Here is a 25,456-nt window from a genome sequence, read left to right as displayed (position 1 = left end):
CTCGTCGTCAATGCTTCCGAAGGAGACGAAACCGCCCGCGCGAGAAGGCGGGCGGTTCATCGTCCGGCATCCTGGCTATGCCGGGATGTTCAAGATCAGTTCTGGCCCTGCAGGCGGTCCATCACCTGGAGCAGCAGGTCGGCGCAGGCCTTCATCGGTTCGTCCTCGGCGCATTTCAGATCGATCCGGGTGTCGCCATCCTCGATCCGGAAATGCGCGGCCTTGGACGGCGGCGGCGGTGGCGGGCGATGACCACGGAAACCCCTGTCGTCGCGAAAACCCATGTCGCCTCTCGAACCATGCCACCGGTCATCGGGGCGATCGCCCGGCCGCGCATCCGGCCCACCCGTCATCGGCTCGTTATCACCGGAAGCAGGCGGTGGCGGTGGTGGTGGTGGTGAGGCCGGGTCGGCCGCCACGGGCGGAGCTCCGGCGGGTGGCGGGGCGGGCGGTTGTTGGGCGAAGGCGGTGCCGGCCAGTGCGGCAAGAGCAAGGCCTGATAGGAGAAGTCTTTGCATGGGAATTGTTCCTTTGCGGGAATTGAGAAGCACGTTTGTAAACACCGCAACGCGGCTTTGGTTCACGGCCCGTCAAGGCCTGTGATCGAAATCCTCAAATGGTCGATGCGGCGGACCTTTCGGCGGGCGCAGCGCTTCGGTTCGTCCGTCCTGGCGAACGAGATAGCTCGCATGCACGAAGCCATCGTCGAAGCGCCCCTGCACGGTGACGGCCTCGTCTCGGGTAACGAGCGCGCCACCCTCGCCGGCTCGGCCTGTTTCAACAAGCGCCTTGCCGCTATCGTCCTGCAGCACGAACTTGTTGCCGTAGATCTCGGCGACCTTGCCCTTGATCGTGACGAGGCTCGATGCCGGCATGGCCGAAATCGCCACCGGCGCCAGCGGCGCCATCTCTGGCATAGGACGCATCATTTTCACCGCGCCCGCACCCCCGACAGCACCGATGACAAGCGCCACGGCGGCAGCAATGACGGGGATCGCCAGCCGTCGCCGGCGCTGTCCTGGCGGGACGGGCGTCGCTGCGCCCTCGGTATGCACGTTGTCCTGGTCTTCATTCGGCATATATCTGCTCCTTGCGTCAGTCGTGGTCGCACTCTAGCCGCTCCACCCCGTCGCCCGCCTGAACCTCTCCGTTCAGATTGAGTTAAGCTCGGCCCGATAGTTTTGGTCCGTCCCCAAAGATGCCCGGCCCCGATGAAAGCCCTGCCCCATGCGCGTACTGCTCGTCGAAGATGACGAAGACCTGAGCGGCCGGATCGCTGCCGTGCTGCGATCGGAAAACTTCGTCGTCGACATATCGCGCAACGGCGAGGACGCTCTCCATGCGGGGCTGACCGAACTCTTCGATGTCGCTGTGCTTGATCTCGGCTTGCCGAAGATCGATGGCGTCAGCGTGCTGAAGGGCTGGCGCGAGGGCAGCCGCAACCTGCCGGTTCTGGTACTGACGGCGCGCGACGGCTGGCCGGATAAGGTCGCAAGCTTCAAGGCCGGCGCCGACGATTTCCTCGCCAAACCCTTCAAGGTGGAAGAACTGGTGTTGCGCCTGCGCGCCCTGGTGCGCCGTGCGGCCGGCCACGCCGCCGCGCGGCTGACCTGCGGCGCGCTGGTCTTCGATGCCCAGCTCGGCACCTTCGAGCTCGATGGCCTGCCGCTGAAGTTGACGGCGCTGGAATGGCGGGTGCTCTCCTGCCTGATGCTGCGCAAGGAGATGATCGTTGACCGGCGGGAGCTGACCGAGCGCGTCTATGACGGCGATGCCGAGGTCGACTCCAATTCCATTGAAGTCATCATCGCCCGGCTGCGCAAGAAGCTCGGGGGCGACCGCATCGAGACGGTGCGCGGCCGAGGCTATATGCTGACGGCGGCAGCGGCGCCATGAAGGCTCCGTTGTTCAAGCCGAGATCGATCGCCGGCCGGCTGCTGATGTTCTCGGGCATCTTCGTGACGCTGGCGCTCGTTGTGGCGGCGATCGTGCTCTGGCTGGCGCTGAAGACTGTGGTGCGCGAGCAGGTCGATCAGCGTCTCGACACCCAGATCGGCGCCCTTGCCGGCGCCGTGACGCGCGACGCGGCGGGAAGGATTGCTCTCTCCGCGCCGCTCGATGCACCGCCCTTCGATCGTCCCTCCTCCGGCTGGTACTGGCAGATCGACGCCGGAGAGCAGCGCCTGACCTCCCGCGCCCTGATGAACGGCACGATAGACGCGCCGCCGCCACGGCAAGACCTGCGCCATGTGCTGACGGGCATGCCGACATCAGGCGGGGGCGACGATCGCGGAAGAGGGCCGCTCTACCTTCGCCAAGCCGTGCGCAGCATCGACGGCATGACGCTGACCATCACCGCGACGGCGCCGATGATCGCCCTCGTCGGCCCGGCGCTTCGCGCTCTCTTCTGGCTGGTTCCCTGCATGCTGCTGCTCGGGTTGGTGCTGATGACGGGCACCCTTTGGCAAATCCGCTTTGGCTTGCGGCCGCTGACATCCATGGCGACCAATATCGATGCCATCAACCGGGGAGAACGCGCCCGCCTGCCGGAGGAAGCGAGCGCCGAGCTTGCGCCGCTGTCGCTGAAAACCAATGCGCTTCTGGCGGCCAATGAGGAGAGGCTCGCGGCAACGCGCATGCAGTTCGCAAACCTCGCCCATGGCCTCAAGACCCCGGTGGCGAGCCTGCTGCTGGCGCTCGACGATAAAAACGACCCCAAAGGCGCATTGCGTAGTCTGGCCGCCCGGATCGACAACCGGATCAAGCACCACCTCGCCGCCGCCCGCCGGGTGATGGCCTCGTCGAATAATGTTGCCAGCACCGACATGGCGGCATCGCTCGCCGATCTCTACCGGGCGATCGGCCAGATCCATGCCGAGCGCAGGATTGCCTTCGACAGCGACATTCCCCCGGGCCTGCGGGTCGCCTGCGACGAAAGCGATGTCGAGGAAATGCTCGGAAACCTGATCGATAACGCTTTCAAATGGGCTTCCTCGCGCGTCACCATCCGCGCCCGGCGCGACGGCCCGATCGCCCGCATCACCATCGAGGACGACGGCCCGGGCATCCCCGCCGACCGCCTCGCCGCCGTGCTGCTGCCGGGCGTGCGGGAGGACGAACGCGTCCCTGGCAATGGTTTTGGGCTGAGCATCGTGAACGAGTTGGCGGGGCTTTATGGCGGGTCGCTGGCGCTCGAGGCTGGGGCGGTGGGGTTGGTGTGCGTATTGTGTTTGCCGGTGGCGGTGGGAGTGGCGGGGTAAGGTCGAGGTGGAAAATTGAGCGCCTCAGAAGCATAACTGTCCGTTCTCGACATGATGCTCCCGCCCTCAAAGCCGCGACCCGCCCCTTTACCGATCGCCGCCGCTGTCCACGAGACGTCTTTCGCCTCGCCTCTGCCTTGTTGGACGGCTATCCTAAGCGACGATTCGCTATCCGCGACGAGGGCGTGGCGTGAACGAAGCATCAAAGGAGAGCGCGATGACGGACGCCAAGGGCGGCATTTCGGGACTGCGGCCGCACATTACTGTGATCGGCGTCGGTGGTGGTGGTGGTAATGCGATCAACAATATGATCGCGGAAAACCTGGCAGGCGTCGAATTCGTCGCCGCAAATACCGACGCGCAGGTCCTCGCCACCTCCAAGGCGACGCGCCGCATCCAGCTCGGCGCCAATGTGACCGAGGGTCTCGGCGCCGGTTCCCTGCCGGAGGTCGGCCATGCGGCGGCTGAGGAATCGATCGATGAGATCATGGATCACCTGGCCGGGTCGCACATGTGTTTCGTCACCGCCGGCATGGGCGGCGGAACGGGCACGGGCGCGGCACCCGTCATCGCCCGCGCCGCACGTGCAGCCGGCATCCTGACAGTCGGCGTCGTCACCAAACCCTTTACCTTCGAAGGCAACCGCCGCATGCGAATGGCGGAGATCGGCATCGAGGCGCTTCGCCAGGCAGCCGATACGGTCATCGTCATCCCCAACCAGAACCTCTTCCGCATCGCCGATGCGAAAACCACTTTTGCCGATGCCTTCATGACGGCCGACCGCGTGCTCTATGCCGGCGTTGGCTGCATCACCGATCTCATCGTCAAGGAAGGCCTGATCAACCTTGATTTCGCCGATGTGAAATCGGTCATGCGCGGCATGGGCCGCGCCATGATGGGCACTGGCGAAGCCTCCGGTGAAAGCCGCGCGATGAAGGCGGCGGAAGCGGCAATTGCCAACCCGCTTCTCGACGATATCTCGATGAAGGGCGCCAGGGGCGTGCTGATCTCGATCTCCGGTGGTTCGGATATGACACTGTTCGAAGTCGACGAAGCGGCAAGCCGCATTCGCGACGAGGTGCAGGAAGACGCAGACATCGTCGTCGGCGCCATCTTCGACCGCAGCCTTGACGGCAGGTTCCGCGTCTCGGTCGTGGCAACCGGCCTGGAAGGCAGTGCCATGCCCGCCTCCGCTTCTCAACCAGTCGTAGAGCAGATCCAGACGCGCACGCTGCAATAGCGCCGCCGCTGATATCATGGCTAAACGTCGCCCAGTACAACGAACGGACGGGGCGACGTCACGCGGTTAAGGCCGTCAGACAAACAATATGTCCGAGATGTTGTGCACCACGGAGATTTCGTCGGTCTCAGTGTTGGTGATGTAGATAGAGTCCGCCGCCGCGTCATAGACCACGTTGGTGGTGGAGTCATCTCCCGATATGGCGATGTTGACATCGATTGTTGTCTTGACCCCGGTTTCGAAATCGAATGCCGTGCCGATATGCTCGCTTCCGAAGGAATCGCCGAAGAAGAACGTGCCGTCGACGGCAAAGCCGTATCCCAGCCCGCCGGCGGCGAAAGTCTTGGATTCGATCGGGTTCAGCGTGTCGGGATCGATTTTGGAGACCTGCCAGGTCGCATCATCGATGCGGCCGACGACATAGATGCCGGTCGAATCCTGCAACGTATTGACGGCCGTGAATCCACCCCAGTCGAACGTACCCGCCCCATTCTCGCCGATAAGGCCGGGAATCGGGTCGCCCTGCTGATCGAGCGATCCGTCTGCGGCGTCCCACTTTGCGAGATAGGTCTGATCGGGGAAAGGGCCTTCGCCTTTGACCTCGTTGGTTCTTCCGATGATCTCGCCGCCGCGGACCGAAAAATAGGTTCCGCCGATGTCATATTCGCCAAGGTCATATTCGCCAAGAGAGATGGCGCCGCTGGCATTGTCTGCTTCAAAGGCCGAGGCGTTGTCGTAAATGCTCACCATGGAATCATCCGGGAAACCATGGCCGGAGCTGACGTAAAACTTGCCCGTTTGCGGATCGACCGCGACCCCCTGGAGTTCGTAATGGTCCAGGAAGGGGCGCACCACCTCCGCCTGGGACTCAACATGATTGGTGTTCAACGACTTGCCGTCCGTCACGCCGTCGACGGTCAGCGAGATCACGCCGGCATCCGCGTGACCGGCGCCGTCGGAGACCTTGTAATATTGAAGCGTCTCCGTGACATGCTCGCCATCGTTGAGACCCGCCTTCACGGCGGGATCGAGATCGTAGGTGAAGCCTCCGTCCGCCGAAAAATGGAAGGTGCCGAATTCACCGGCGACGTCGGTGCTCCGCGTGGCGCTTACGCTGATGCCCTCGACTGAGCGCAGAAAGATATGACCCGCCTCCCCGGCAATGTCGTTGGCAAGCACGTTGCCCGCCATCGCGCCGCTTTCGCGGAAGGTAAAGGCATCGTCGACCGCGACCGGCGCACTGGTCACCCCGTGAATGTCTAGCGTGAAATGTCCGACATCCGTATTGCCGGCGCCGTCGGAAATCTTGTAGCCGATCGTCTCTCTCAGCGTCATTCCGTTAAGGAAGCCCGCTTTGGCGGCCTCGTTTAGCGTATAGGTGTATGAGCCGTCAGCCTTGACGTGGAACGTCCCGTGCTCGCCCCCGATATCGGTGACCTGCCCATCCTTCTTGGCGAGAACCCTCTCGCCGTCGAAGAAGTTGAGAAACATATTGCCGTTGGCCGCTGATATATCGTTGTCCAGCAGATTGCCTGAAATAACGTCGCTCTCGTAGACGGTGTGCGAGTCATCGACCGCCACGGGTTTTGCAAACACTGTCATGGATATCTCCTTCAAGATCCATTCGCCTTGGTCGATTGGGAGGAAACAGCCATTGCAGGGGAAGGTCAAATTATTTTCTAGTAAAAGTGGCATTTTAGCTTTTTGCAATTTTGTCATGCCGCAAGAGGTTGCCGAGCGCCAACGCTCAAGAGCGCCTCATCCTGAAGCGTGGAAGCCGAAGGCTGGAGCCTCGAAGGACGAGGCGGGTGCGCGTCGTATCAGTTCCGCACTTAGACCCCGACTAGAATCCTCACCCCACCACCGCCCTAATCTTCTCCGCATCCGCTGCCGTCGCCGGGTTATAAACCACCATGCTGAGATCCGGCCGCCCGTCCACCTGGAAGGCCGAATACTCGAAAGAGAGCAGCCCAAGCACCGGGTGCTTGATGTGTTTGGCGCCCTCGCCATGGGTGCGCACGTCATTGTCGCGCCACATCGCCAGGAATTCCGGGCTCTTGCGGCAGAGTTCGTCGACCAGCGGCTCGACCTCGGCCGCTGCACCCGCGCGGGCCGCGTCCACGCGGAAGGCGGCGACGACGAAGCGGGCGACGCTTTCCCAGTCGTACTGGGCGGCGCGCACGCGTGGATCGAGGAAGATGAAGCGCAGCACGTTGCGCTCCTCGGGCGGCAGCGCGCCGTAATCAGTGAGCAGCACGGTTGCCGCCCGGTTCCAGGCGATCACGTCCCAGATGGCGTTGCGGATCAGCGCCGGGCTCGGGTCCAGCGCATCGAGCACGCCCTGCAGCCTGGGCGTGACGCCCGCTTGCCTGCGGTAACGCACCTCGGGCGGTCGGCCGAGGCCGATGAGGAACAGATGCTCGCGCTCGACATCGGTCAGCATCAGCGCCCGCGAGATCCGGTCGAGCACATCGGCGGACGGCGCCCCGCCGCGCCCTTGCTCCAGCCAGGTGTACCAGGTGGGGCTGATATTGGCTCGGTTTGCCACCTCCTCGCGGCGCAGGCCCGGCGTGCGGCGGCGTTCGCCGGCAAAGCCGAGGGCTGCGGGGTCGAGCTTGGCGCGGCGGCCCTTGAGATAGGCGCCCAGCCGGTTTTCGAAGGTGACGAATTCGCTCATGCTGTTAGCCATTATACCATGATAAGATCACTACTTTACCATGATAGGGCCTTGCCCGATATCTGTCTCCATCGAAAACGGAGATATCGACATGCGCGTATTCGTCACCGGAGCCACAGGCTGGGTCGGCTCGGCCGTCGTCAGCGAATTGATCGCTGGCGGCCATCAGGTGCTTGGCCTCACCCGCTCAGAAAAGGGGGCTGAGGAATTGTCGGCCGCGGGCGCCGAGGTCCATCGCGGCACGCTCGAGGATCTGGAAAGCCTGAAGCGCGGCGCGGCCGAGGCCGACGGCGTGATCCACACCGGCTTCAACCATGATTTCTCGAAATTCGCCGCAAACTGCGCCCTCGACCGGCGCGCCATCGAGGCGCTCGGCGAAGCCCTCCAGGGCTCCAGCCGCCCGCTGCTGGTCACCGCAGGCCTCGGCCATGCGCCCGGCCGCGTCGGCACCGAAAAGGACCCGCCCATGCCGACCACCGAGACCTATCCCCGCGCCTCCGAAATCACCGCGGTATCGCTTGTCGCGCGCGGCGTGCGCGCCTCGACCGTCCGGCTTCCGCCTTCGGTGCACGGCCATGGCGACCACGGCTTCGTGCCGATCCTGATCGATTTCGCCCGGCGAACGGGTGTTTCGGCCTATATCGGCGAAGGCCAGAACCGCTGGCCGGCGGTGCACAGGCTCGATGCCGCCCGCCTCTATCGCCTGGCGCTGGAGCGCGGCGCCGTGGGCGGACCCTTCCTGGCCGTTGCTGAGGAGGGTGTGCCATTCAGGCAGATCGCCGAGGTCATCAGCCGGCGGCTCGACGTGCCCGCCGTCTCGCTGTCGCGGGAAGAGGCGGCAGAACATTTCGGCTGGTTTGTGATGTTCGCCGGCTTCGACGTGCCCACGTCCAGCGAACATACCCGCGCGCTGCTGGACTGGCACCCGACCCAGCCCGGCCTTATCGCCGATATCGACCATCCGGCCTATTTCGGCGGGTAAGGTCCGCCGCGGCGTCGAACGGAGCGCCTCAGAGTGAGGCGCTCTTGTGTGTCGGCGCCAGCCTGTGCGATCCGCTCCCGACAGGCTGCCTGAACCAAGCTATTCCTGGATATCGGGTTCAACCACCCTCGCGAGGTTTTTCAGCGACTCCTGCCAGCCGAGATAGCAAGCCTCAGGCGGGATGACGTCGGGCACGCCTGCCTGGGTAATATCCACCTCGGTACCAACCGACACCTTCTTCAGCGTCACGGTGACCTCCATTTCGCCTGGCAGGTTGGGGTCGTCGAACTTGTCGGTGTAGCGAACGCGTTGGCCTGGGACGAGCTCGCGGAATTCGCCGCCGAAAGCATGGCTGTTGCCGGTCGTGAAGTTGCGGAAAGACATTCTGAACGTGCCGCCGACGCTCGGCTCCAGATGATGTACGGTGCAGAGGAAGCCGTTCGGCGGAAGCCACTTGGCAAGCGCGTCCGCTTCGATGAATGCGCGATAAATCTTCTCCGGGGTGGTCGCCAGAACGCGATGCAGGCGTATAGTGTTCGGCATGTTCGTGATCCTTTTAGATGGACGGAATGGACGAGCTAAGGACGGATAAGATCTGGCCGATCCGACACGGGATTGATCTTTTCTTCAAGAAAGATCGATAGAAGTCGAATCTCCCTTCAGCCCGGCATGCCTTCGAACTGTGGCAGGTGGAGCGGTGTTGCCCAGGCAAGCCGCCGTTTGGTAAACATCTCGACCCCCGGCTGTATCAGCTCGGGCCGATCCAGGCTGCCGAGGGTGACGAAGACGAGGCCGGGGAAACTCTCTAGATTGCTACTGAACAACCTCGCGCCGCAATCCGGGCAGAAATTGCGATCGAGACCCTTGCCGGAATCGGCGATATAGTGAAACGCCTTCGGGCTGCCGGCGGTCAGGGTGAAATCGTCCTGCGGCACGGCAAAAAAGGTGGCGGCTTCGCCGCCCGAGGCCTTCTTGCAATCCAGGCAATGGCAGTCGGCGACGAAAGTCGGATCGGTATCGAAGGCGAACTGCACCGCGCCGCAGGCGCATTTCCCCGTATATTTCCGGCTCATGCCAGGCACCTTTCGTCTGGTGTTGAAATGCTCAAGGCCGCCTGCGGGCGTCAGGCTGCCGCGTGCTTACCGAGCGCATCGAGCAGAAGGCGGGCCGCCTGTTTCGACGAGGCTGGGTTCTGTCCGGTAATCAGCAGCCCGTCCTGGACGACATGCACGGCCCAGTCCTCCATCGCCGAAAACTTCGCCCCCTGCTCTTTCAGCACGTCTTCGAGCAGATAAGGCACGATCTCGACGAGGTGCACGGCCGCCTCCTCGGAATTGGTGAAGCCGGTAACTATCCGCCCCTTCGCGATCGGTCCGCCGTCCGGCGCCTTGACATTGGTCAATATCCCCGGCGCATGGCAGACGAGCGCCAGCGGCTTTCCCGCTGCAAGCGTCTCCTCGATCAGCGAGTGCGCATTGCGGTCGTTCGTCAGGTCCCAGAGCGGGCCGTGGCCGCCGGGGAAAAACACGGTGTCATAATCCGCCTGGTCGATGTCAGACAGCATCAAAGTGTTGGCGAGCGCAGCCGTCGCGGCCGGGTCTCGTTCAAATCGCCGCGTATCTTCCGTCTGAAACGCCGGCTCGTTGCTCTTCGGATCGAGCGGAGGCTGGCCCCCTTTCGGCGAAGCGAGTGTGATCTCGGCCCCGGCGTCACGGAAAACGAAGTATGGGGCAGCGAGTTCCTCGAGCCAGAAGCCCGTTTTCCTGCCGGTGTTTCCCAGTTGATCATGCGATGTGAGAACCATGAGAATTTTCATTTGCCCAACTCCTTCGGTCCGGCCGGAGGACAAAACCTTCCGCGTCCGGTTTACGGTGAAATACGGCCTGCAATCTCATGTTGAACTGGAGAAATCATAGATCGGTCGCCCCTGCGACACAAGTCAGAGCCTCCAAATACCATCTGTGAGAATTGAAGCGAAGATGTAAGAAGAGAAGATCTGACGCGCAGAGATCAACGAGGGCGCGCAAGGGACCTGGAATGTGAGCAAGCCGAATTATCGGGACATCGCCCGCCATGCCGGCGTGGGAACCGCAACGGTCGAGCGGGTGCTGAACGGGCGTGGGGGTGTTCGTCCCGAACTTGTCGAGAAGGTCATATCCGCCGCACGTCGCCTGGATTACCCGCGCAAGCTTCCCGAGACCCATCGCGGCCTGCTTAGGATCGAAGTGCTGATGGTTCGTCCGGAGACCAGCTTCTACCGGCGCCTTTCCCTTGCTTTCGAGAGAATTGCCGCCACCCTCGACCCTTTGGTCGTCGTGCATCGCAGCTTCACCGACGAGATGAACGCCGAGGGAATTGCGCGACGCATCCTGTCCACCGACCTTTCACGGGCCGGGCTGATCCTTGCCGTGCCGAGCAGCCCGGTGATCGGTGCTGCGGTGGAAAAGGTAAATGCGCAGGGCCTGCCGATCGTCCAGGTCGTCACCCGCGCGTCCGAGCACGTCGGAGAATTCATCGGCATCGACAATAACGCTGCCGGCCGGACGGCCGCACTCTATATCAGCCGAATGGCTCCGCGGGCCGGACCTGTCGTTGCAATCTGCCACCCCATCTATCAAGTGCATCGCGATCGGATCCGCGGCTTTTCCAATTACTTTCGTGATTATCCCGGCGCCTCCAGCTTCGAATGGCTGGGATTTGGCGGCGATGAGGAGCGTCTCAGCGCCGATCTCCTGTGGTCGGCGCTGGAAACGTATCCCGGCCTTGCCGGACTGTACAATGCCGGCGGCGCCAACGCCGCCCTGATCGAAGTGCTTCGCCGGCATCCGCGCGGCCGCGACGTGTTCTTCGTCGGGCACGAATTGACCGATTACACCCGAGCGGCGCTGCAGGACGGCATCATGGATGTGGTGCTGGATCAGGCGCCGGAGGCGCAGGCGCGGCGCGCGCTCGATCTCGTTCTGAATAGGATAGGCTTGACCGATATCAAACCGGACCAGGCACCGATCCGTTTCATCACCATCACCAAGGAAGGGCTTTGATCTAATCAGATCAAGGAAGGCTTCGGCATTCACCAGCGCCCCTGCTATTTTCCAGTCAGCACAGATATGTGGGCGACGCGGAAACATCCGGCGTGCCCTAAGGAGATGCCAATGGATGATCTGAAATTCGGCAAGCGCAACAAGCGCGGCGACTGGGCGCCGGACCAGCATGTGGAGAACGCGCCGCTTTTCGTCTTTCCGCCGCGGCTGATGGTGGTCCTGAAATGGCTGCCGCATTATTTCCTTCCCTGGAACCTGATTTTTGCGGTTTCTGCGCTCGCCTACTGGGCCTGGATCATTCCCCCGGTCGACACGATGAAATCGCTGAGCCTCGGCTGGACCGCCTGGCTCTATGCGGTGAACGCCATCGCGGTCTTCCTGTTCTACGGTGCCTTCGAACTGCATCTCTACGTGTTGAAGCGGCAGGAAAACCGCTTCAAGTACAATGGCAAGTTCCCGGCCGACCACAGGAACAACGCCTTCTGGTTCGAACGCCAGAACCTCGACAATATTCTGCGCACCTTCCTGTCAGGCGTGACTATCTGGACCGCCGTCGAGGTCGGCATGCTCTGGGCCTACGCCAATGGCTATGCGCCGTGGCTGAGTTTTGCGGAAAATCCATGGACGCTGGCACTCGTGGCGCTCGTGGTGCCGATCATTCACGAGTTCCACTTTTTCTGCATACACCGGCTGATCCACACGCCCTTCCTCTACAAATGGGTGCACTCGGTCCACCACAATTCGGTGAACCCTTCGCCCTGGTCGTCGCTGTCGATGCATCCGATCGAGCACCTGCTCTATTTCGGAACGGCGTTCTACCATCTGTTCCTGCCCTCCAACCCGATCATCATGCTCTACCAGCTGCATTATGCGGGCTTCGGGGCCATTCCCGGCCATGTCGGCTTCGACAAGGTCGAGATCGGCAAGGAGAGGCTGGTCGATAGCCACGCCTATGCGCATTACCTCCATCACAAATATTTCGAGGTGAACTACGGCGACGCGCTGATCCCGCTCGATAAGTGGTTCGGCACCTGGCACGACGGTTCGCCCGAAGGCGAGGCGCAGATGCAGGAACGCTACCGCAGGCGCAAGGAAAAACTCGCAGCCCGCAAGGCCCGCCTGGAAGTCGGGGGAGCCGCCGAATGAACTGGGTTTCAGCTGGCAAGCTCGACGAGATCGAACAGGAAGGGGCCATCCGCTTCGACCATGGCGGGCGCACCTACGCGATCTACCGTGGTCCGGATGACAGCGTCTACTGCACCGCCGGCCTCTGCACCCACGAGGCGATCCATCTCGCCGAAGGATTGGTCATGGATTTCGAGGTGGAATGTCCAAAACATTCCGGCGCCTTCGACTATCGCACCGGCGAGGCCATCAGGCTTCCGGCCTGCGAGAACCTGAAAACCTATCCGGCAGAGGTGATCGACGGAGAGGTTCGTGTCGCCCTCGGCTAGCATGTCGCCCGGAAGTGCGCAGTGGTTCCGGGATAAAGACATGCATGAAACCAAGGCCTAAAGCGTGTCGCATGAATCAAAATCTGATGCGGCTAATCCTGTGCGGCCGGCGTCTCCTCACGAGCGCAGCCGCTCTTTCTATGGAGAAAACATGGACGGTATCGTCATCATCGGTGCGGGCGAATCCGGCACCCGGGCGGCCTTTGCCCTGCGCGAAGCAGGCTATTGCGGATCCGTCACGCTGATCGGAGCCGAGCCGCACCTGCCCTATGAACGGCCGCCTTTGTCGAAGACCGGCAACGGTGCGGTGCAGATGAAGCTGATCTGCGCGGCAGACGCAATGGAAGCGGCCGGCATAACCTATCTCAAGGGCTTGTCGGCTTCGACGCTCGATACCGGCGCCGGAACGGTGCGCTTGAGCGACGGGCGGGAACTGCGTTACGAAAAGCTGCTTCTGGCCACCGGCGCGCGGCCGAGACGGCTCACATGTCAAGGTGCAGCGCGTGCGCTCGACTTCCGCACCCACGCCGACGCCGAAGCGATCTTCTCTCGTGTAGCGCCGGGCGGCAACGTGGCGATCATCGGCGCCGGTCTGATCGGGATGGAACTCGCATCGGTCCTTCGCAGAAAGGACGTCGCGGTCAGCGTGATCGAAGCCGCACCGAGACCTTTGGGCCGCGCCGTCCCCACACGTTTTGCCGAAAAGCTGCACGCCAGACATGCTGCCGAAGGTGTGCGCTTTCACCTCGACCGGAGCGTGGCGGCGATCAGCGACGACGGCGTCACCCTGACCGATGGCAGCCTAGTGCACGCCGATCTTGTCGTCGGCGCCATCGGCGTCCTGCCGGACATCGCTTTGGCGGAAGCAGCGGGACTGGCCACAGGCAACGGGATCCTGACGGATACCTGTCTTCGCACCAGCGCGCCGAACGTTTTCGCGGCCGGCGATTGCGCGGCCGTGGCCCAACCCGGCGGCGGACATTTTCGCTATGAAAGCTGGCGGAACGCCAGGACGCAGGCCGAAACCGCGGCGCGAAACATGGCCGGAGTCACCGAGACCTTTAGCGCCCTCCCCTGGTTCTGGTCCGACCAATACGATCTTGGCCTCCAGGTGGTGGGGATGCCGCAGCCCACCCATCAGACCGTCCTGCGTTCGGCTGCGGATGGCGAGCTCGAATTCTATCTGGACGCTGGCCGCCTAGTGGCAGCCGCCGGCCTTGGCATCGGCAATGGCCTGGCCAGGGACATCAAGCTCGCCGAGATGTTGATTGCCGCAGCTATCAGCCCCAGCCTCCCGGAACTGGCCGACCCCGGTGTGAACCTCAAAGCGCTTCTGAAAAGCGCACGGGCGGCGTGATGCAGAGGCTGCTGATCTTCCAGTCGCTCTGGGCCATGGAGCGCCGGCACACCGATGGGTTCGAGCGCACACTCGACGACAACATCGCGATGATCTCCGAGGCGGGCTTCGACGGCATCAGCGCACATTACACCAACCGCCGGGATGTCGTGCGCCTGAACGAGTCCATCCGGGGCACCGGCTTAAAGATCGAGGGCGTTTGCTTTCCTCGCAGTGTCGAGGATCTACGTCTGCCGCTGGAACTGGCCGCGGAGTTTCCGGTCAGTCACATCAACCTGCAACCCGATATCCGCCCGCGCCGCATCGATGCCTGCCTGCCGCTTCTCGATGGCTGGATGCGGCTCGCTGAAGATGCCGGCATTCCCGTGTTCATCGAAACCCATCGCGACAGGATGACCGCGGACCTGTTCTTTACGCTGGATTTGCTGGATCAGCGACCCGAACTGCCGCTGCTGGCCGACCTGTCGCATTTCCTGGTCAGCCGCGAATTCGCCTTTCCGGTCGACGAGGAGAACCACGCTCTCATCCGACGCATCCTGCAGAATGCCCATGCATTTCACGGCCGGGTCGCCTCGAGCGAGCAGGTGCAGATCGAAATCTCCTTCCCGCATCACCGGCCCTGGGTCGATCTCTTCCTCGAGTGGTGGGAGTACGGTTTTCGTAACTGGCGATCACGCGCCGCCGATGACGCCGAGCTGGTCTTTATCTGTGAGTTGGGCCCCAAACCCTATGCGATCACGGGCAGAAGCGGCAACGACCAGACGGACCGATGGGCGGAGGCCCTGGCGCTTCGGCAGATGGTGCGTGGGCTGTGGGCTGCCACTGCCTGGTCCCCCATACATCGGCCTTCCAATCATGGAAATCCACCTGCTGGATCAGTGTAGTGTGAACTCACACGGTAAGCGTGTTGGCGAAGGTTTGGGATTGTGAATCAGATATGCCTAATGTAAATCTTGACGTGCACAAGTTGTGAGACAGTTAATTTGCTACGATATCTGGTTAAGGACATTCGCTGGGAGAGGCTTGGAGATGCGGAAAATTCGTGCGGCCAGCCCGGCCCTCGGACAAACACAGCCAGAAGCTTCGAGTTCAATCGACCGGCTTTTGTTCTTTGACCGCGATTTCAATCCCATCGAGAATTTGCTGGGCAATGAGCTGCCTGCTTCTGTCAAGCCGGCAGCGTCACTTTGGGAGCATTTTCCAGAGCTGGACAAATCGGCGATTACGCTTGCTTTCCGCTCATTGGATGACAGCGGCAAGCCTTTGCGGGTATCGGGCGATCTTGGCAGGTCTGGGTCGCACGGGCTGACGATCTATCGGATCGGCGATCTGTTTGCCGTGGTCCGGTCGGAGGAACTCGCCGACGACGAGCGCGCAACCCTTTTGCATCTGGCGACCCACGATCCGCTTACGGGACTGCCGAACCGACGCCAATTCAGTGAGGACCTCACCGAATTGCTGCGGGAGACCGCAGGCTCGAACGAGACACTATCCCTGATGCAGCTCGACCTTGACGATTTCAAGCCCGTGAACGACACGCTTGGGCATCCGGCGGGCGACAAGCTTCTCCAATTTGCTGCAAGGCGTATTCAAGACTGCCTGACCGGTGATGACAGAGCCTATCGACTGGCTGGTGACGAATTCACCGTCATTTCCATGGGCTCGGGACAGCCGGCCAAAGCGCACCGGCTAGCAGAAGTCTTGGTTGCCGCATTCAAGAAACCCTTCACGATAGATGGCATCGCGGTCTTTGTCGGCACCAGCATCGGCATATCCACAGCTCCGCCGGACGGGACAAATCCAGAGCAGCTTATGAAGGCGTCCGACCTTGCACTCTATGCCGCGAAAAAAGAGGGGCGCGGTCGAGCAGCCGCGTTTGATGCCTCAATGCTTGAGTCGCTGGAACAACGCGAACTGCTGCGCCGCAGCCTGCGCATGGCCTTGATCCAACAGCAATTCTTTGTCGAATATCAACCCATCGCCGAGGGCGGCTGCGTTGTCGGCTTCGAAGCATTGCTGAGATGGCACCATCCACTGCTTGGAAAAATTCCACCTGCGGCATTTATTCCGATGGCCGAGGCTGATGGAATGATGCCTGATATAGGTGCATGGGTTTTGGAGCAGGCATGCCGCGAGGCGATGAACTGGCCAGAGAACTACGTCGTCGCCGTCAATGTGTCCGCAGCTGAATTCCTGACCAGCGGCCTCACCGACCGGATATCCCAGACGCTCGACCTGGTCGGATTCCCGCCCGAGCGTCTGGAACTTGAGATAACTGAAAGCGTCCTGCTTGAGCGGACCGTCAACAATATCGACACGCTGAACACTCTCAACGTGCTGGGGATACGGATCTCGCTGGATGATTTCGGGACAGAATATTCCTCCTTGAGCTATCTGAAGACATTCCCTTTCGACACCATCAAAATCGACAAGTACTTTATCACCGATCTGGAAAGCGATCCGAAAAGCCAGACGATCGTCCGCTGCATCGTGAACCTCGCACATGGTCTCGACATGCAGGTGACGGCCGAAGGGGTCGAGACCCCAGGTCAGGCGGAATGGTTGGACAGTGTGGGCTGCGACAGGCTTCAAGGCTATCTGGTGAGCAGGCCGCTTCCGGTCGAGGCGATCAGTGAGTTCATCACCCGCATGGAAACATCCGTAAGCCACGCGCTGCCATAGCAGGAAACCGATTTTTCGCCGTGTTTTGAGAGGGCATGCATCAACCCGAGGCTCCAGGCAAGCTGATGGAGGCTGTATTGGAAGAGGAAGCATCAGGTTTCGATGACCCGGCATTGGCGCCGATGGTATCGCTGGAACTGAACGTTGCGATGTTCAAATCCAAGTGGCAGTTTTGCGACAGGATTACCGAATATCTCTCAGACATTCTCGGCCAAGGTCACAGCGATCCCGCTCGATATTCGAATTTTCTTTCCGTCGCGGCCAACGAGCTCATTGAACTTGCTTTCCGTTCGACAGGTGAGCCGGGAAGGATAAGTTTCCGTCTCTATCGGGGCGCGACGTTCAATCGGCTGAGAATTGCGTTTGCCTGCGAGGAAGCATCTGGCCGTGAGCAGGCGGGTGCGAGATTAGGCGAACGCCAGTCTCTCCCAGGCGCCGGGGCCGACTTGGTCATGAAGTCCGATGGGACGATTTTGCTTAGAGATTTGGCAACCCTATTCCGCGCCGCTATCCGAATTGAGAAAGATGGCGCCCACGGGATCCAGATCATCGCGGATTTCCCTTCGGCCGAGGACTTTCAATGAACCTGCTTGCTCACCCCTTCACCGTCCGTTTCGATCCGACAAATCAGGAGCTGTTGCTATCTGGCAAGATGCGGCCCGAAAGTGCAACCGAGATTGCCGATGCCCTCAAGCTGGTGCGGCAAAGTTTGGAAAAATACAGCGGCGTCGTTTACCTGAATGTCAAACGTCTGACGCACATCAACATGACAGCCTTCGTCGCTCTGTCCGATATACTGACCGCAAGCTGCCGGACCAAGCCGGAACGGAAGATTGTTATCATCACGTCCAGCGTAGTGGCCTGGTCGACTTCGTTGTTCCAAACGTTGGCGGCATCACAACCAAACCTGTCGGTTGAAGTCTACGATTCGTCATTTTATCCAGGCCAGAGCTTTGTCGAGGATGAGACTTTCATTCCCATTCTCCGCACCCAGACGAAAATGACCTGGAGGCACGAGCGCGAACTCCTGCCTCGCCACGGTCTGCGCAGCGGCCTTGTCATCGCGGATATCTGTTGCGGAATTGGCGATTTCGCCGCCTTGGTTCAACGGGAATTCAAACCGGCACGCCTTGTCGCGCTGGATCATTCCGTACGAAGCCTCGAATATGCACGCAGGGTCGCTGCCGACTTCGATCTGCAGGGGATAGAGTACACCTATGGTGACGCGTCCCAAATGCTCCTTCGCGATAATCAATTCGACTTTGTGACCTGCCGACATTCGCTGCAGATTTTCAACCGTCCCGAGATGCTGCTGCGGGAGCTTTACCGTATCTGCAAGCCCGGCGGCCGCGTCTACATCACCAACGAAAAAAATTCGCATTGCCTGGGCGAGCCCCATGCGGAAACGATAAAATGGACTTACGAAGAAGTCGCCAAACTGTTCAGGCACTTCGATATGGATGTCGAGATGGGGCCGAAAAGCCGTCATCTTCTCGCCGACGCCGGGTTCGATGCCATCAAGGTCGATAACTTCATGGTCACGAATCTTGACGGGGATCCGCAGGACTTCGCAGACATCATCGAAGCCTGGGAAAATGTCTACGCCGGTGAGATGGCGGTTCGACGGGGCGACTCGTTGGATTTCATTCGCAGGTTCCGGCAAGGATTCAAAGATCACGTCTTTGCTGCCCTTCACCCCAAGGGTTATGCAGGCTGGCCGATTTGGGCGGCTTCCGGCCGAAAGCCGTTATGATGGACGGGAAATCATTGTCGAAAGGACCGATAAGACTGGGCTCGTTTCGAGCAAAGTTCATCCTGGTTGTCGGTGGGGCTGTCCTCTTTGACCTGCTGGTCAGCGGTGGACTGGCGCTTTGGAACGTTCAGAGGCTATCGCGTGACGCAACGCTCGAAGTCGGCCAGGGTCTTGAAGCTGCAAGCCAGGAATATATCCGCACATATGCCGATTCGACTGCAGCACAGGTGAGTTTGCTGCTGCGCCAGGTTCATAGCGACGTCAGCACGCTCGCAGGTGTGCTCCAGGCGCAGATCGACGATCCCGCGCGCAATTCGGACGTCGGCGCGGCAATCGCGCGCACATCCCCCGGCAGCGTCAGCCTCTCTTACGATCAGACGGGGAAGTGGTCTCAAAACGCGCCGGGCTCAGTCTCCGTCGTCAGCGTCTGGGGCTACTTGCTTGGACAAGACCAGAAGCCGAGACCCGACGTTGAGACCGATATCCAGGCGAGCGCGGTTCTGGATCTTGTAGCGCCGAGCTTGCTGCAGCACGGTGCTTCGAAGCTGCAGATGTATTACATCGGATCGAAAGAACGGCCGATTTTCAGAACAGCGCCCTATACCGACCAGGCTCAGACCTTCGACCGGCTCTATCCGGGTCACAACGAGGCGAATTTCTGGGACTTCTTTTTTCCCGGCCTTTACGAGTCCTGGCAGGGCTGGGCCAAGGATATGAAGACGCGGCCGGTCGCGGCCGATATCACCCAGACCGCGCCCTATACGGACGCCATCACCGGAAAGCTGATCGTCAGTTTCTTTCATCCACTCTGGACAGCCGACAGGAAGGATGTCGCCGGGACGGCCGGCGCCGACATCACACTCGACCAGCTGGCGCAGACGGTTGAAAATGTCAAAGTGGCCCAATCCGGTTTTGGCTTTCTCGCCATGTCCGACGGCAACGTCGTCGCGATCAACAGCACGGGCGAAAAAACTCTCGGTCTGCGGTCCGCCAGCGATGCGAGCGGTACCGGGGTGACCGGCCTGGAGCGCTCGCTGAAGGGCAGCGCCCAGCCTGCGATCGCCAAACTGGCGCTTGACCGCGAACAGGGCATCCAGCATTTGCTGTTGCAGCAGGACGGCAACGAGGTGCCCTATATCGTTATCGTCAAGAAACTGCCTGCGACCAATCTCTGGGTCAGCGGCCCGGTTCGGCAAGAAGCGATGCTGCTTGGCGTGGTTGTGCCCGAGCGGGAAATCGATGCCTCGCTCTATGCCGCCCAGGCCAAAATTTCCGACGCGACGAACCGGATCGTGCTCTACCAAATTCTGGCAATCCTGATGTCCCTGCTGATCGTGACGATCGCGGTATTTGCGGCCTCGAAACGAATAACCGGCGGAATCAGCGCGCTTGCCGGTGCCGCCAAGCGGATTCAGGCGAAGGACTATTCCGTCAGGGTCGCCATAACAAGCAAGGATGAGGTCGGCGAAGCCGGCGAAGCATTCAATCGGATGGCCGAAGAGATCAGCTATCACACCGAAAATCTCGAGCAGCTCGTCGAAGAGCGAACCGCGCAAATCGAAGACGCAAAGGAAGAGATTTCGACGTTGAACGCACAGCTCCAGAGAGAAAACAGACGTCTTGGCACGGAACTCGCCGTCGCCGAGCGGATTCAGCTCATGGTGCTTCCGCTGGATCAGGAGCTCGAGGAGTTTCAGGCGCTCGAGATCGCAGCCTATATGAGGCCGGCGGAAGAAGTCGGCGGCGATTATTACGACGTATTGAAGAACGGAGGTCGGTTGAAGATCGGCATCGGCGACGTTACCGGACACGGGCTGGAAAGCGGCGTATTGATGTTGATGGTTCAGTCCGTCGCCCGCGCCCTGCAGGAAGCCGGAAACACCGATGCAGTGAAATTTCTCACGGATCTGAACAGCGCCCTGTTTAAAAATATCGTCAGGACGAAAATCGACAAGCACCTCACTCTGGCGTTTCTTGACTACGACGGAAAAGAGATGATCCTATCGGGACAACACGAGGAAGTTGTCGTCGTTCGGGCGAACGGCGAGGTTGAGCGCATCGACACCATGGATCTGGGCATACCGATCGGGCTGGAAGCCGATATCTCCGCCTTCATCAAAACCCGTGAAATCGCGTTCGAAAAAGGCGATCTCATTCTCCTGCATACGGACGGCGTCACAGAAGCCGAAAATGACGCCGGAGAACTGTTTGGCATCGAACGCCTGTGCCGCGAAGCAGTTCGCTTGAAGGATCTGAGCGCTGAGAAAGTCGTTTCTGAAATTGTCGCGACACTCATGCTCTTTATCGGATCGCAGAAGATTTACGACGACATCACGCTACTCGCAGTGCGGCATAGGTGAGACATGAGGCCAACGGTATACGGCAGCGAATCCTTGGCCGGCATAAGTCTGGATTCGGGCACGCGCCTGACCTTAACGGATGGCCCCCTTCAGCTTGGATGGAAACACTCCGGAATGACGTCGGACTTCATAGCGGAGGTTATGGCTCTGCGGTATTCGGGCTCGAAGAAGGGCTACGTGCAGGCGCATCACGACATCGGATACCTCAGCAACGAACTGATCGAAAACGCCGTGAAGTTTCGACAGCCTGGTGAGATCCTTATTGAAGCCGGCATATTCGACGGATCATTTTTGATAAGGGTGCAGAACACGATCGATGGCGTGACATCCTCTCGCTTTCAGCAGCTATTGCATCGCCTCCAATCGAGGGACCCCGGAGAACTTCTTCTTGAGCAAATCGAAACCAACGCCATATCAACAGCAAGCGGTTCCGGCTTGGGGTTACTCACACTTCTGAGCGATTACGACGCAAAAATGGCATGGGCATTCGAAGAAAGTGAAGGTGAGCGTATCATACTGACGACGACTGCAGCCGTGGCGATGCCGCCCTCCTCCAATCCGTGAGCGAAGAATGGAAATCAGCGACGAAAACTTCCGCGTATGGGCGGAACAAAACGAAGTATATTTCGATGGGGTATTTCGGCTGGCAGGACCGGACGCCTATGCGCCCATCTACTCATTGATAACAGGCCTGCTCCACGAGGGGCACAAACAGGTGACCTTCAACCTGACCGGTCTCGAGTTCCTCAATTCCTCCGGCATAAATCTCCTGGCCAAGTTGACCATTGAAGCCAGAAAGATGGGCGACCTGCTGCTCGTCGTCAAAGGCACCCACCAATATCCTTGGCAAGCGAAATCTCTGCCGAATCTCAAAAAGCTGCATCCGCTTCTCGATTTGCGATTGGCATGATCCTCCTTCGGCGAAGGCTCACCGTAAACGGTGTTTAGCCGGCATCTTCCAGATCGCCGCATGGTTGACGCTGACCTTGACACCCTCCATTGCTATGTCCCGCTGCGTTGGGAGGGGAGCGCGTATTCGCATCCTGCCGGTAACTCTCCCAGCCATCCACGAGGATGAAGCGATGGACGACATTCAATCCAAACGAATGATTCTCGAATTCCTGAGGAAGCACTCGTTGGCTGTGATCGCGACATCTGATCGAAATGGCACGCCTGAAGCTGCGGCCATCGACTTTTCCGTTCGGGACAACGTTGAAATCGTGTTCGATACCTTTGAACACACTCGCAAATTTGCAAATATTTCGGAGCAGAGCAGCGTCGCACTCGTCGTCGGCTGGGACGACAATATTTCGGTTCAGTATGAGGGCGATGCCATGAAGGTTTTCGCTTCCGATATTGAGAGATACCAGGAAGCGCATCTTAAAAGCGTTCCAGTTGAGAGAGAATTTGTCGAGAAGGGTGCGGTGATATTTAGGGTCAACCCTCGTTGGATACGATATTCGGATTTCACTAAAGAACCTCCAGAGGTTATCGAGGTTCACTTCTGAAGGCTGACCGATCCTCTTCACCCCTTGCTCCGCAATCGGCGCAAGTCCCGTGCGGGTGATCACCAGTTTGCGACGCGTGTGCCCAATAATAGGCCAGCCGAATGTCCGGCCCGAATCTCAAAAAGCTGCATCCGCTTCTCGATTTGCGCTTGGCGTGAATTGAGCCGAGGGAGGAAGAGGTGGCATCCACGCCCAATCCTCCGCTCATTGGGTGTAGCGTAGGCGCTGTCGTGCTCGCACCTTGACCACATGCTTTGTTATTTCGAAGGTTGCCCCTCCCAGGGGGACGGCGGGTTTGCGCCAATTGCGAACTTAGGGCTCTCTCCAACGGCAGCTACAGGTCACTCCGCCAGAGGCGATCCATCATATCGAATGCGAGCGCGACGTTCGGGTCGGAACGACGCGGGAGCAGGCATGCGAAGCCCAAAGTGGTCTGCAGCTCGACCCTGTCGGCAATGACCAGGCCGTTGGTCTGTCGCTCATCGAGGGCGATGGATTCGCGGCACAAGCTGAGACCCAGGCCCGTTCGCACCATGGCCAGCATCGAAGTCTCCTGGTCAACTAGCGCGACGACATTCTGCTTGAGATTGAGGCTGCCGAGCTTCTTGGCCAGCAGTCGGTGGTGAACCGATGCCGGCGGCGTGCCGATCCACGGCAGTTCGGCAAGCTCCTTCCAGTCCTTCCCTGCGACGAGGCTGGCAAAGGCCGGCGGTGCCACGACACGATAGGTCAGATGCGAAATTGGACGGATGAAGAACTGCGCGTCAGACGCCGCATCCTGGACCTGGGTGCTTGATCCGTAGTCATCGAGATCACCAAGGAAAAACCCGACATCCAGCTCGTTGCGTTTCAAACCGATCGCCACTTCTCCACTCATTCCCTGGCGAAGCTCGGTTTCAATTCCCGGGCCGCTTTCGACCAATGCCTGCAGGAATGCACCAAGACGGGTAAATTCCGGATCGATGATCGTGCCGATCCTGAGCTTGCCGCGAAGTTGCGCCGTGAGGTGCCTGGCGGTCTGGCTGAACTCCATGACCGAGGCGATAACCTGCTCCCCTTTGGTGGCGAGCAACGCGCCATCGCGTGTCAGTTCGAGCCCGCTCGCCGTTCGCCGGAATAACGTCAGCCCGACATCGTCAGCAAGGCGCTTCAACTGGAGGCTAATCGCCGGCTGTGTGAGATGCAGAAGCTCCGCGGCGCGGGTGACGTTGCCTTCCCGGGCAACAGTGACGAATGCGCGCAGCAGCTTCAGGTCCAGATGATCCGCCATATAAAATTCTCTTATAATTGATTGTCGCATTTATCATTGGATTGTGCCTTTGGACAACGTTTATATGCTGCCAGGAGGATGATCATGTCCAAGGAATATGATCCAGCTTATAATCTGAGCGCCGTTCCATTCGGCTCTGCGGGGACGCTGGCGTGATGACCACCGGCTCCCCGACAGATGCACACATCTACGATTACATCATCGTCGGCGCTGGCTCGGCCGGGTGCCTGCTGGCCAATCGGCTGAGCCGCGACCTTTCCAAGCGCGTGCTGCTCATCGAGGCAGGGAAGAAGGACAACTACCCCTGGATTCACATCCCCGTCGGCTATCTCTATTGCATCGGCAATCCGCGCACCGATTGGCTCTACAAGACCGAACCGGAAGCCGGCCTCAACGGGCGTTCCCTGCGTTATCCGCGCGGCAAAACGCTCGGGGGCTGCTCGTCGATCAACGGCATGATCTACATGCGCGGCCAGTCGCGCGATTATGATAGCTGGGCCGCTCAAACGGGTGACAGCGAATGGTCCTGGGAAAAATCGCTGCCGGATTTCAAGGCGCACGAGGACCATTACCGCCTCGATGGAGGTGCTGATCCTGTCACGGGTGACAATAGCCAATTTTCCGACATGCATGGCCATGGTGGCGAATGGCGGATCGAGAAGCAACGTCTCAGATGGGACATCCTCGAATCCTTCGCCGACGCAGCGGTGCAGGCTGGCATCCCACGTTCGTCCGACTTCAACAGCGGCGACAATGAAGGCGTCGGCTATTTCGAGGTCAACCAGAAATCCGGATGGCGCTGGAATACGTCGAAGGCTTTTCTTCGCCCGATCCGCAATCGCCGCAACCTGTCGATCTGGACAGAAGCCGAAGTCGACAAGCTGATCGTCGAGACGGCTCCCGATGGGCGCAAACGTTGCGTCGGCCTATCTCTCTATCGCCGGAACCAACGCATGTCCGTTCGGGCCGAGCGCGAAGTCATCCTCTCGGCCGGGGCTATCGGCACGCCGCAGATCATGCAGTTGTCAGGCATCGGTCCGGCGGAAGTGCTGAAGGCGGCAGACATCGAAGTCAAACACGATCTCCCCGGCGTCGGCCAGAACCTGCAGGACCACCTGCAAATCCGCGCCGTGTTCAAGGTCAGTGACGTAAAGACGCTGAACACGCTGGCAAACAGCCTGATCGGCAAGGCCAGGATCGGTCTTGAATATGCCATCAAGCGCAGCGGACCAATGAGCATGTCGCCCTCACAACTCGGGGCTTTCACGCGCTCCGACGCCGGCCGAGCGCATGCCAATCTCGAATATCACGTTCAGCCGCTCAGCCTCGACGCCTTCGGCGAACCCTTGCATGCGGTTCCGGCGTTCACGGCAAGTGTCTGCAATCTCAATCCTTCAAGTCGCGGCAGTGTTCAGGTCCGTTCCAATCGCCGTGGTGAAGCGCCTGCGATCGCACCGAACTATCTGAGCACGGATGAGGACCGCAGGATCGCCGCAGACAGTATCCGCCAGATCAGGTCGATCGTCAGCCAGCCGGCGCTTGCGAAATACCAGCCTGTCGAGTGGAAGCCGGGGGTCGAATTCCAGAGCGATGGCGATCTGGCAAAGCTGGCCGGCGACATTGCCAACACCATCTTTCATCCCGTCGGGACCGCGAGAATGGGCCGCGATGACGATAATATGGCCGTGGTCGACAGCCGGCTGCGCGTCCGGGGTATCGATGGCCTCAGGGTCGTCGATGCCAGCGTGATGCCGACCATCACCAGCGGAAATACCAGCGCCCCGACGATGATGATCGCCGAGAAGGCAGCCGGTTGGATCATCAGCGACGCGCAAAAGCACGCCTAAGAACAAGAGCATTTCGGAGGATCAC

Annotated in this window: 25 protein-coding genes; 17 read left to right on the top strand and 8 right to left on the bottom strand. The window is 60.3% G+C overall.

Features of this window, described 5'->3' with window-relative positions:
- Positions 1-95 precede the first annotated feature (95 nt).
- Together HJB89_RS12705 and HJB89_RS12700 are read right to left on the bottom strand one after the other, a co-directional pair.
- Entirely contained in the window at positions 96-518 is a 423-nt protein-coding gene (locus tag HJB89_RS12705) for a hypothetical protein (RefSeq protein WP_221149964.1), read from the bottom strand.
- Positions 519-590: 72 nt separating this feature from the next.
- Positions 591-1,079, bottom strand: a complete 489-nt coding sequence (locus HJB89_RS12700) for a hypothetical protein (RefSeq protein ID WP_207580945.1) — start codon at positions 1,077-1,079, stop codon at positions 591-593.
- A gap of 148 nt (positions 1,080-1,227) precedes the next feature.
- On the opposite strand from HJB89_RS12700, the gene HJB89_RS12695 reads away from it, so the two are divergent.
- The 3 genes from HJB89_RS12695 to ftsZ all read left to right on the top strand — a co-directional run bounded on the left by HJB89_RS12695 (position 1,228) and on the right by ftsZ (position 4,500).
- Positions 1,228-1,896: a response regulator transcription factor gene (locus HJB89_RS12695; protein WP_221149963.1), complete on the top strand. Its 669-nt coding sequence runs from the start codon at positions 1,228-1,230 to the stop codon at positions 1,894-1,896.
- Entirely contained in the window at positions 1,893-3,260 is a 1,368-nt protein-coding gene (locus tag HJB89_RS12690; RefSeq protein WP_221149962.1) for a sensor histidine kinase, read from the top strand. Before HJB89_RS12695 ends, HJB89_RS12690 begins: the two co-directional genes overlap by 4 nt.
- A gap of 217 nt (positions 3,261-3,477) precedes the next feature.
- Positions 3,478-4,500, top strand: coding sequence for a cell division protein FtsZ (gene ftsZ / locus HJB89_RS12685; RefSeq protein WP_207580948.1), 1,023 nt, complete (start codon positions 3,478-3,480; stop codon positions 4,498-4,500).
- A gap of 75 nt (positions 4,501-4,575) precedes the next feature.
- Here the strand turns inward: ftsZ and HJB89_RS12680 are convergent, their stop codons facing one another.
- Together HJB89_RS12680 and HJB89_RS12675 are read right to left on the bottom strand one after the other, a co-directional pair.
- Positions 4,576-6,102: an Ig-like domain-containing protein gene (locus HJB89_RS12680; protein ID WP_221149961.1), complete on the bottom strand. Its 1,527-nt coding sequence runs from the start codon at positions 6,100-6,102 to the stop codon at positions 4,576-4,578.
- A 250-nt stretch (positions 6,103-6,352) separates the two neighbouring features.
- On the bottom strand, positions 6,353-7,177 hold the full coding sequence (locus tag HJB89_RS12675; protein ID WP_207584335.1) for a helix-turn-helix transcriptional regulator: 825 nt from the start codon (positions 7,175-7,177) through the stop codon (positions 6,353-6,355).
- A 91-nt stretch (positions 7,178-7,268) separates the two neighbouring features.
- On the opposite strand from HJB89_RS12675, the gene HJB89_RS12670 reads away from it, so the two are divergent.
- A complete protein-coding gene (locus HJB89_RS12670; protein WP_221133142.1) occupies positions 7,269-8,159 on the top strand; it encodes an SDR family oxidoreductase in 891 nt (296 codons plus the stop codon).
- A 99-nt stretch (positions 8,160-8,258) separates the two neighbouring features.
- On the opposite strand, the gene HJB89_RS12665 is transcribed toward HJB89_RS12670, so the two are convergent.
- The 3 genes from HJB89_RS12665 to HJB89_RS12655 form a co-directional block, all read right to left on the bottom strand.
- The gene (locus tag HJB89_RS12665) at positions 8,259-8,702 is read right to left on the bottom strand and encodes an SRPBCC family protein (protein ID WP_207580951.1); all 444 of its coding nucleotides are present in this window, start codon (positions 8,700-8,702) and stop codon (positions 8,259-8,261) included.
- A gap of 116 nt (positions 8,703-8,818) precedes the next feature.
- The gene (locus HJB89_RS12660; RefSeq protein ID WP_221116752.1) at positions 8,819-9,232 is read right to left on the bottom strand and encodes a GFA family protein; all 414 of its coding nucleotides are present in this window, start codon (positions 9,230-9,232) and stop codon (positions 8,819-8,821) included.
- A 50-nt stretch (positions 9,233-9,282) separates the two neighbouring features.
- On the bottom strand, positions 9,283-9,975 hold the full coding sequence (locus tag HJB89_RS12655) for a type 1 glutamine amidotransferase domain-containing protein (RefSeq protein ID WP_207580952.1): 693 nt from the start codon (positions 9,973-9,975) through the stop codon (positions 9,283-9,285).
- A gap of 223 nt (positions 9,976-10,198) precedes the next feature.
- Here HJB89_RS12655 and HJB89_RS12650 point away from each other — a divergent pair, with 223 nt between their 5' ends.
- The 12 genes from HJB89_RS12650 (at position 10,199) to HJB89_RS12595 (ending at position 22,314) form a co-directional block, all read left to right on the top strand.
- Positions 10,199-11,200, top strand: coding sequence for a LacI family DNA-binding transcriptional regulator (locus HJB89_RS12650; RefSeq protein WP_207580953.1), 1,002 nt, complete (start codon positions 10,199-10,201; stop codon positions 11,198-11,200).
- A 111-nt stretch (positions 11,201-11,311) separates the two neighbouring features.
- On the top strand, positions 11,312-12,346 hold the full coding sequence (locus HJB89_RS12645; RefSeq protein WP_207580954.1) for a sterol desaturase family protein: 1,035 nt from the start codon (positions 11,312-11,314) through the stop codon (positions 12,344-12,346).
- Entirely contained in the window at positions 12,343-12,654 is a 312-nt protein-coding gene (locus HJB89_RS12640; RefSeq protein ID WP_207580955.1) for a MocE family 2Fe-2S type ferredoxin, read from the top strand. Before HJB89_RS12645 ends, HJB89_RS12640 begins: the two co-directional genes overlap by 4 nt.
- Positions 12,655-12,805: 151 nt before the next feature.
- Positions 12,806-14,011, top strand: a complete 1,206-nt coding sequence (locus HJB89_RS12635) for an NAD(P)/FAD-dependent oxidoreductase (protein ID WP_221149960.1) — start codon at positions 12,806-12,808, stop codon at positions 14,009-14,011.
- Complete coding sequence (locus tag HJB89_RS12630) at positions 14,011-14,895, top strand: sugar phosphate isomerase/epimerase (RefSeq protein WP_259669714.1); 885 nt, start codon at positions 14,011-14,013, stop codon at positions 14,893-14,895. Before HJB89_RS12635 ends, HJB89_RS12630 begins: the two co-directional genes overlap by 1 nt.
- Positions 14,896-15,040: 145 nt before the next feature.
- Positions 15,041-16,693 (top strand): bifunctional diguanylate cyclase/phosphodiesterase, encoded by a 1,653-nt coding sequence (locus HJB89_RS12625; protein WP_207580958.1) that lies wholly within the window; start codon positions 15,041-15,043, stop codon positions 16,691-16,693.
- 77 nt (positions 16,694-16,770) lie between these two features.
- Positions 16,771-17,277, top strand: coding sequence for a hypothetical protein (locus tag HJB89_RS12620; protein WP_221150014.1), 507 nt, complete (start codon positions 16,771-16,773; stop codon positions 17,275-17,277).
- Complete coding sequence (locus HJB89_RS12615) at positions 17,274-18,446, top strand: methyltransferase domain-containing protein (RefSeq protein WP_207580959.1); 1,173 nt, start codon at positions 17,274-17,276, stop codon at positions 18,444-18,446. Before HJB89_RS12620 ends, HJB89_RS12615 begins: the two co-directional genes overlap by 4 nt.
- Positions 18,443-20,806: a SpoIIE family protein phosphatase gene (locus HJB89_RS12610; protein ID WP_207580960.1), complete on the top strand. Its 2,364-nt coding sequence runs from the start codon at positions 18,443-18,445 to the stop codon at positions 20,804-20,806. The genes HJB89_RS12615 and HJB89_RS12610 overlap by 4 nt, the downstream gene beginning before the upstream one ends.
- Positions 20,807-20,809: 3 nt before the next feature.
- Positions 20,810-21,370, top strand: coding sequence for a slr1658 superfamily regulator (locus HJB89_RS12605; RefSeq protein ID WP_207580961.1), 561 nt, complete (start codon positions 20,810-20,812; stop codon positions 21,368-21,370).
- A gap of 7 nt (positions 21,371-21,377) precedes the next feature.
- Entirely contained in the window at positions 21,378-21,716 is a 339-nt protein-coding gene (locus tag HJB89_RS12600; protein ID WP_207580962.1) for a slr1659 superfamily regulator, read from the top strand.
- Positions 21,717-21,888: 172 nt separating this feature from the next.
- Positions 21,889-22,314, top strand: a complete 426-nt coding sequence (locus tag HJB89_RS12595) for a pyridoxamine 5'-phosphate oxidase family protein (protein ID WP_221149958.1) — start codon at positions 21,889-21,891, stop codon at positions 22,312-22,314.
- A 334-nt stretch (positions 22,315-22,648) separates the two neighbouring features.
- On the opposite strand, the gene HJB89_RS12590 is transcribed toward HJB89_RS12595, so the two are convergent.
- The gene (locus tag HJB89_RS12590) at positions 22,649-23,584 is read right to left on the bottom strand and encodes a LysR family transcriptional regulator (protein ID WP_207580964.1); all 936 of its coding nucleotides are present in this window, start codon (positions 23,582-23,584) and stop codon (positions 22,649-22,651) included.
- 155 nt (positions 23,585-23,739) lie between these two features.
- On the opposite strand from HJB89_RS12590, the gene HJB89_RS12585 reads away from it, so the two are divergent.
- Positions 23,740-25,431 carry a GMC family oxidoreductase gene (locus tag HJB89_RS12585; protein WP_221149956.1) on the top strand — a complete coding sequence of 564 codons (1,692 nt, stop codon included), beginning with the start codon at positions 23,740-23,742 and terminating at the stop codon, positions 25,429-25,431.
- Positions 25,432-25,456 lie beyond the last annotated feature (25 nt).

It is taken from the genome of Rhizobium sp. NZLR8 (assembly GCF_019685025.1).
In the GTDB taxonomy this organism is placed as follows: domain Bacteria; phylum Pseudomonadota; class Alphaproteobacteria; order Rhizobiales; family Rhizobiaceae; genus Rhizobium.
Note: the sequence above shows the minus strand (reverse complement) of the source record. Positions and strands in the feature narration are given on the sequence as shown.

What these genes read in the sequence shown, in the direction of transcription:
- HJB89_RS12705 (WP_221149964.1), bottom strand. Translation starts at nt 518, where the DNA reads ATGCAAAGACTTCTCCTATCAGGCCTTGCTCTTGCCGCACTGGCCGGC.
- HJB89_RS12700 (WP_207580945.1), bottom strand. Translation starts at nt 1,079, where the DNA reads ATGCCGAATGAAGACCAGGACAACGTGCATACCGAGGGCGCAGCGACG.
- HJB89_RS12695 (WP_221149963.1), top strand. Translation starts at nt 1,228, where the DNA reads ATGCGCGTACTGCTCGTCGAAGATGACGAAGACCTGAGCGGCCGGATC.
- HJB89_RS12690 (WP_221149962.1), top strand. Translation starts at nt 1,893, where the DNA reads ATGAAGGCTCCGTTGTTCAAGCCGAGATCGATCGCCGGCCGGCTGCTG.
- ftsZ (WP_207580948.1), top strand. Translation starts at nt 3,478, where the DNA reads ATGACGGACGCCAAGGGCGGCATTTCGGGACTGCGGCCGCACATTACT.
- HJB89_RS12680 (WP_221149961.1), bottom strand. Translation starts at nt 6,102, where the DNA reads ATGACAGTGTTTGCAAAACCCGTGGCGGTCGATGACTCGCACACCGTC.
- HJB89_RS12675 (WP_207584335.1), bottom strand. Translation starts at nt 7,177, where the DNA reads ATGAGCGAATTCGTCACCTTCGAAAACCGGCTGGGCGCCTATCTCAAG.
- HJB89_RS12670 (WP_221133142.1), top strand. Translation starts at nt 7,269, where the DNA reads ATGCGCGTATTCGTCACCGGAGCCACAGGCTGGGTCGGCTCGGCCGTC.
- HJB89_RS12665 (WP_207580951.1), bottom strand. Translation starts at nt 8,702, where the DNA reads ATGCCGAACACTATACGCCTGCATCGCGTTCTGGCGACCACCCCGGAG.
- HJB89_RS12660 (WP_221116752.1), bottom strand. Translation starts at nt 9,232, where the DNA reads ATGAGCCGGAAATATACGGGGAAATGCGCCTGCGGCGCGGTGCAGTTC.
- HJB89_RS12655 (WP_207580952.1), bottom strand. Translation starts at nt 9,975, where the DNA reads ATGAAAATTCTCATGGTTCTCACATCGCATGATCAACTGGGAAACACC.
- HJB89_RS12645 (WP_207580954.1), top strand. Translation starts at nt 11,312, where the DNA reads ATGGATGATCTGAAATTCGGCAAGCGCAACAAGCGCGGCGACTGGGCG.
- HJB89_RS12640 (WP_207580955.1), top strand. Translation starts at nt 12,343, where the DNA reads ATGAACTGGGTTTCAGCTGGCAAGCTCGACGAGATCGAACAGGAAGGG.
- HJB89_RS12635 (WP_221149960.1), top strand. Translation starts at nt 12,806, where the DNA reads ATGGACGGTATCGTCATCATCGGTGCGGGCGAATCCGGCACCCGGGCG.
- HJB89_RS12630 (WP_259669714.1), top strand. Translation starts at nt 14,011, where the DNA reads ATGCAGAGGCTGCTGATCTTCCAGTCGCTCTGGGCCATGGAGCGCCGG.
- HJB89_RS12625 (WP_207580958.1), top strand. Translation starts at nt 15,041, where the DNA reads ATGCGGAAAATTCGTGCGGCCAGCCCGGCCCTCGGACAAACACAGCCA.
- HJB89_RS12615 (WP_207580959.1), top strand. Translation starts at nt 17,274, where the DNA reads ATGAACCTGCTTGCTCACCCCTTCACCGTCCGTTTCGATCCGACAAAT.
- HJB89_RS12610 (WP_207580960.1), top strand. Translation starts at nt 18,443, where the DNA reads ATGATGGACGGGAAATCATTGTCGAAAGGACCGATAAGACTGGGCTCG.
- HJB89_RS12605 (WP_207580961.1), top strand. Translation starts at nt 20,810, where the DNA reads ATGAGGCCAACGGTATACGGCAGCGAATCCTTGGCCGGCATAAGTCTG.
- HJB89_RS12600 (WP_207580962.1), top strand. Translation starts at nt 21,378, where the DNA reads ATGGAAATCAGCGACGAAAACTTCCGCGTATGGGCGGAACAAAACGAA.
- HJB89_RS12595 (WP_221149958.1), top strand. Translation starts at nt 21,889, where the DNA reads ATGGACGACATTCAATCCAAACGAATGATTCTCGAATTCCTGAGGAAG.
- HJB89_RS12590 (WP_207580964.1), bottom strand. Translation starts at nt 23,584, where the DNA reads ATGGCGGATCATCTGGACCTGAAGCTGCTGCGCGCATTCGTCACTGTT.
- HJB89_RS12585 (WP_221149956.1), top strand. Translation starts at nt 23,740, where the DNA reads ATGACCACCGGCTCCCCGACAGATGCACACATCTACGATTACATCATC.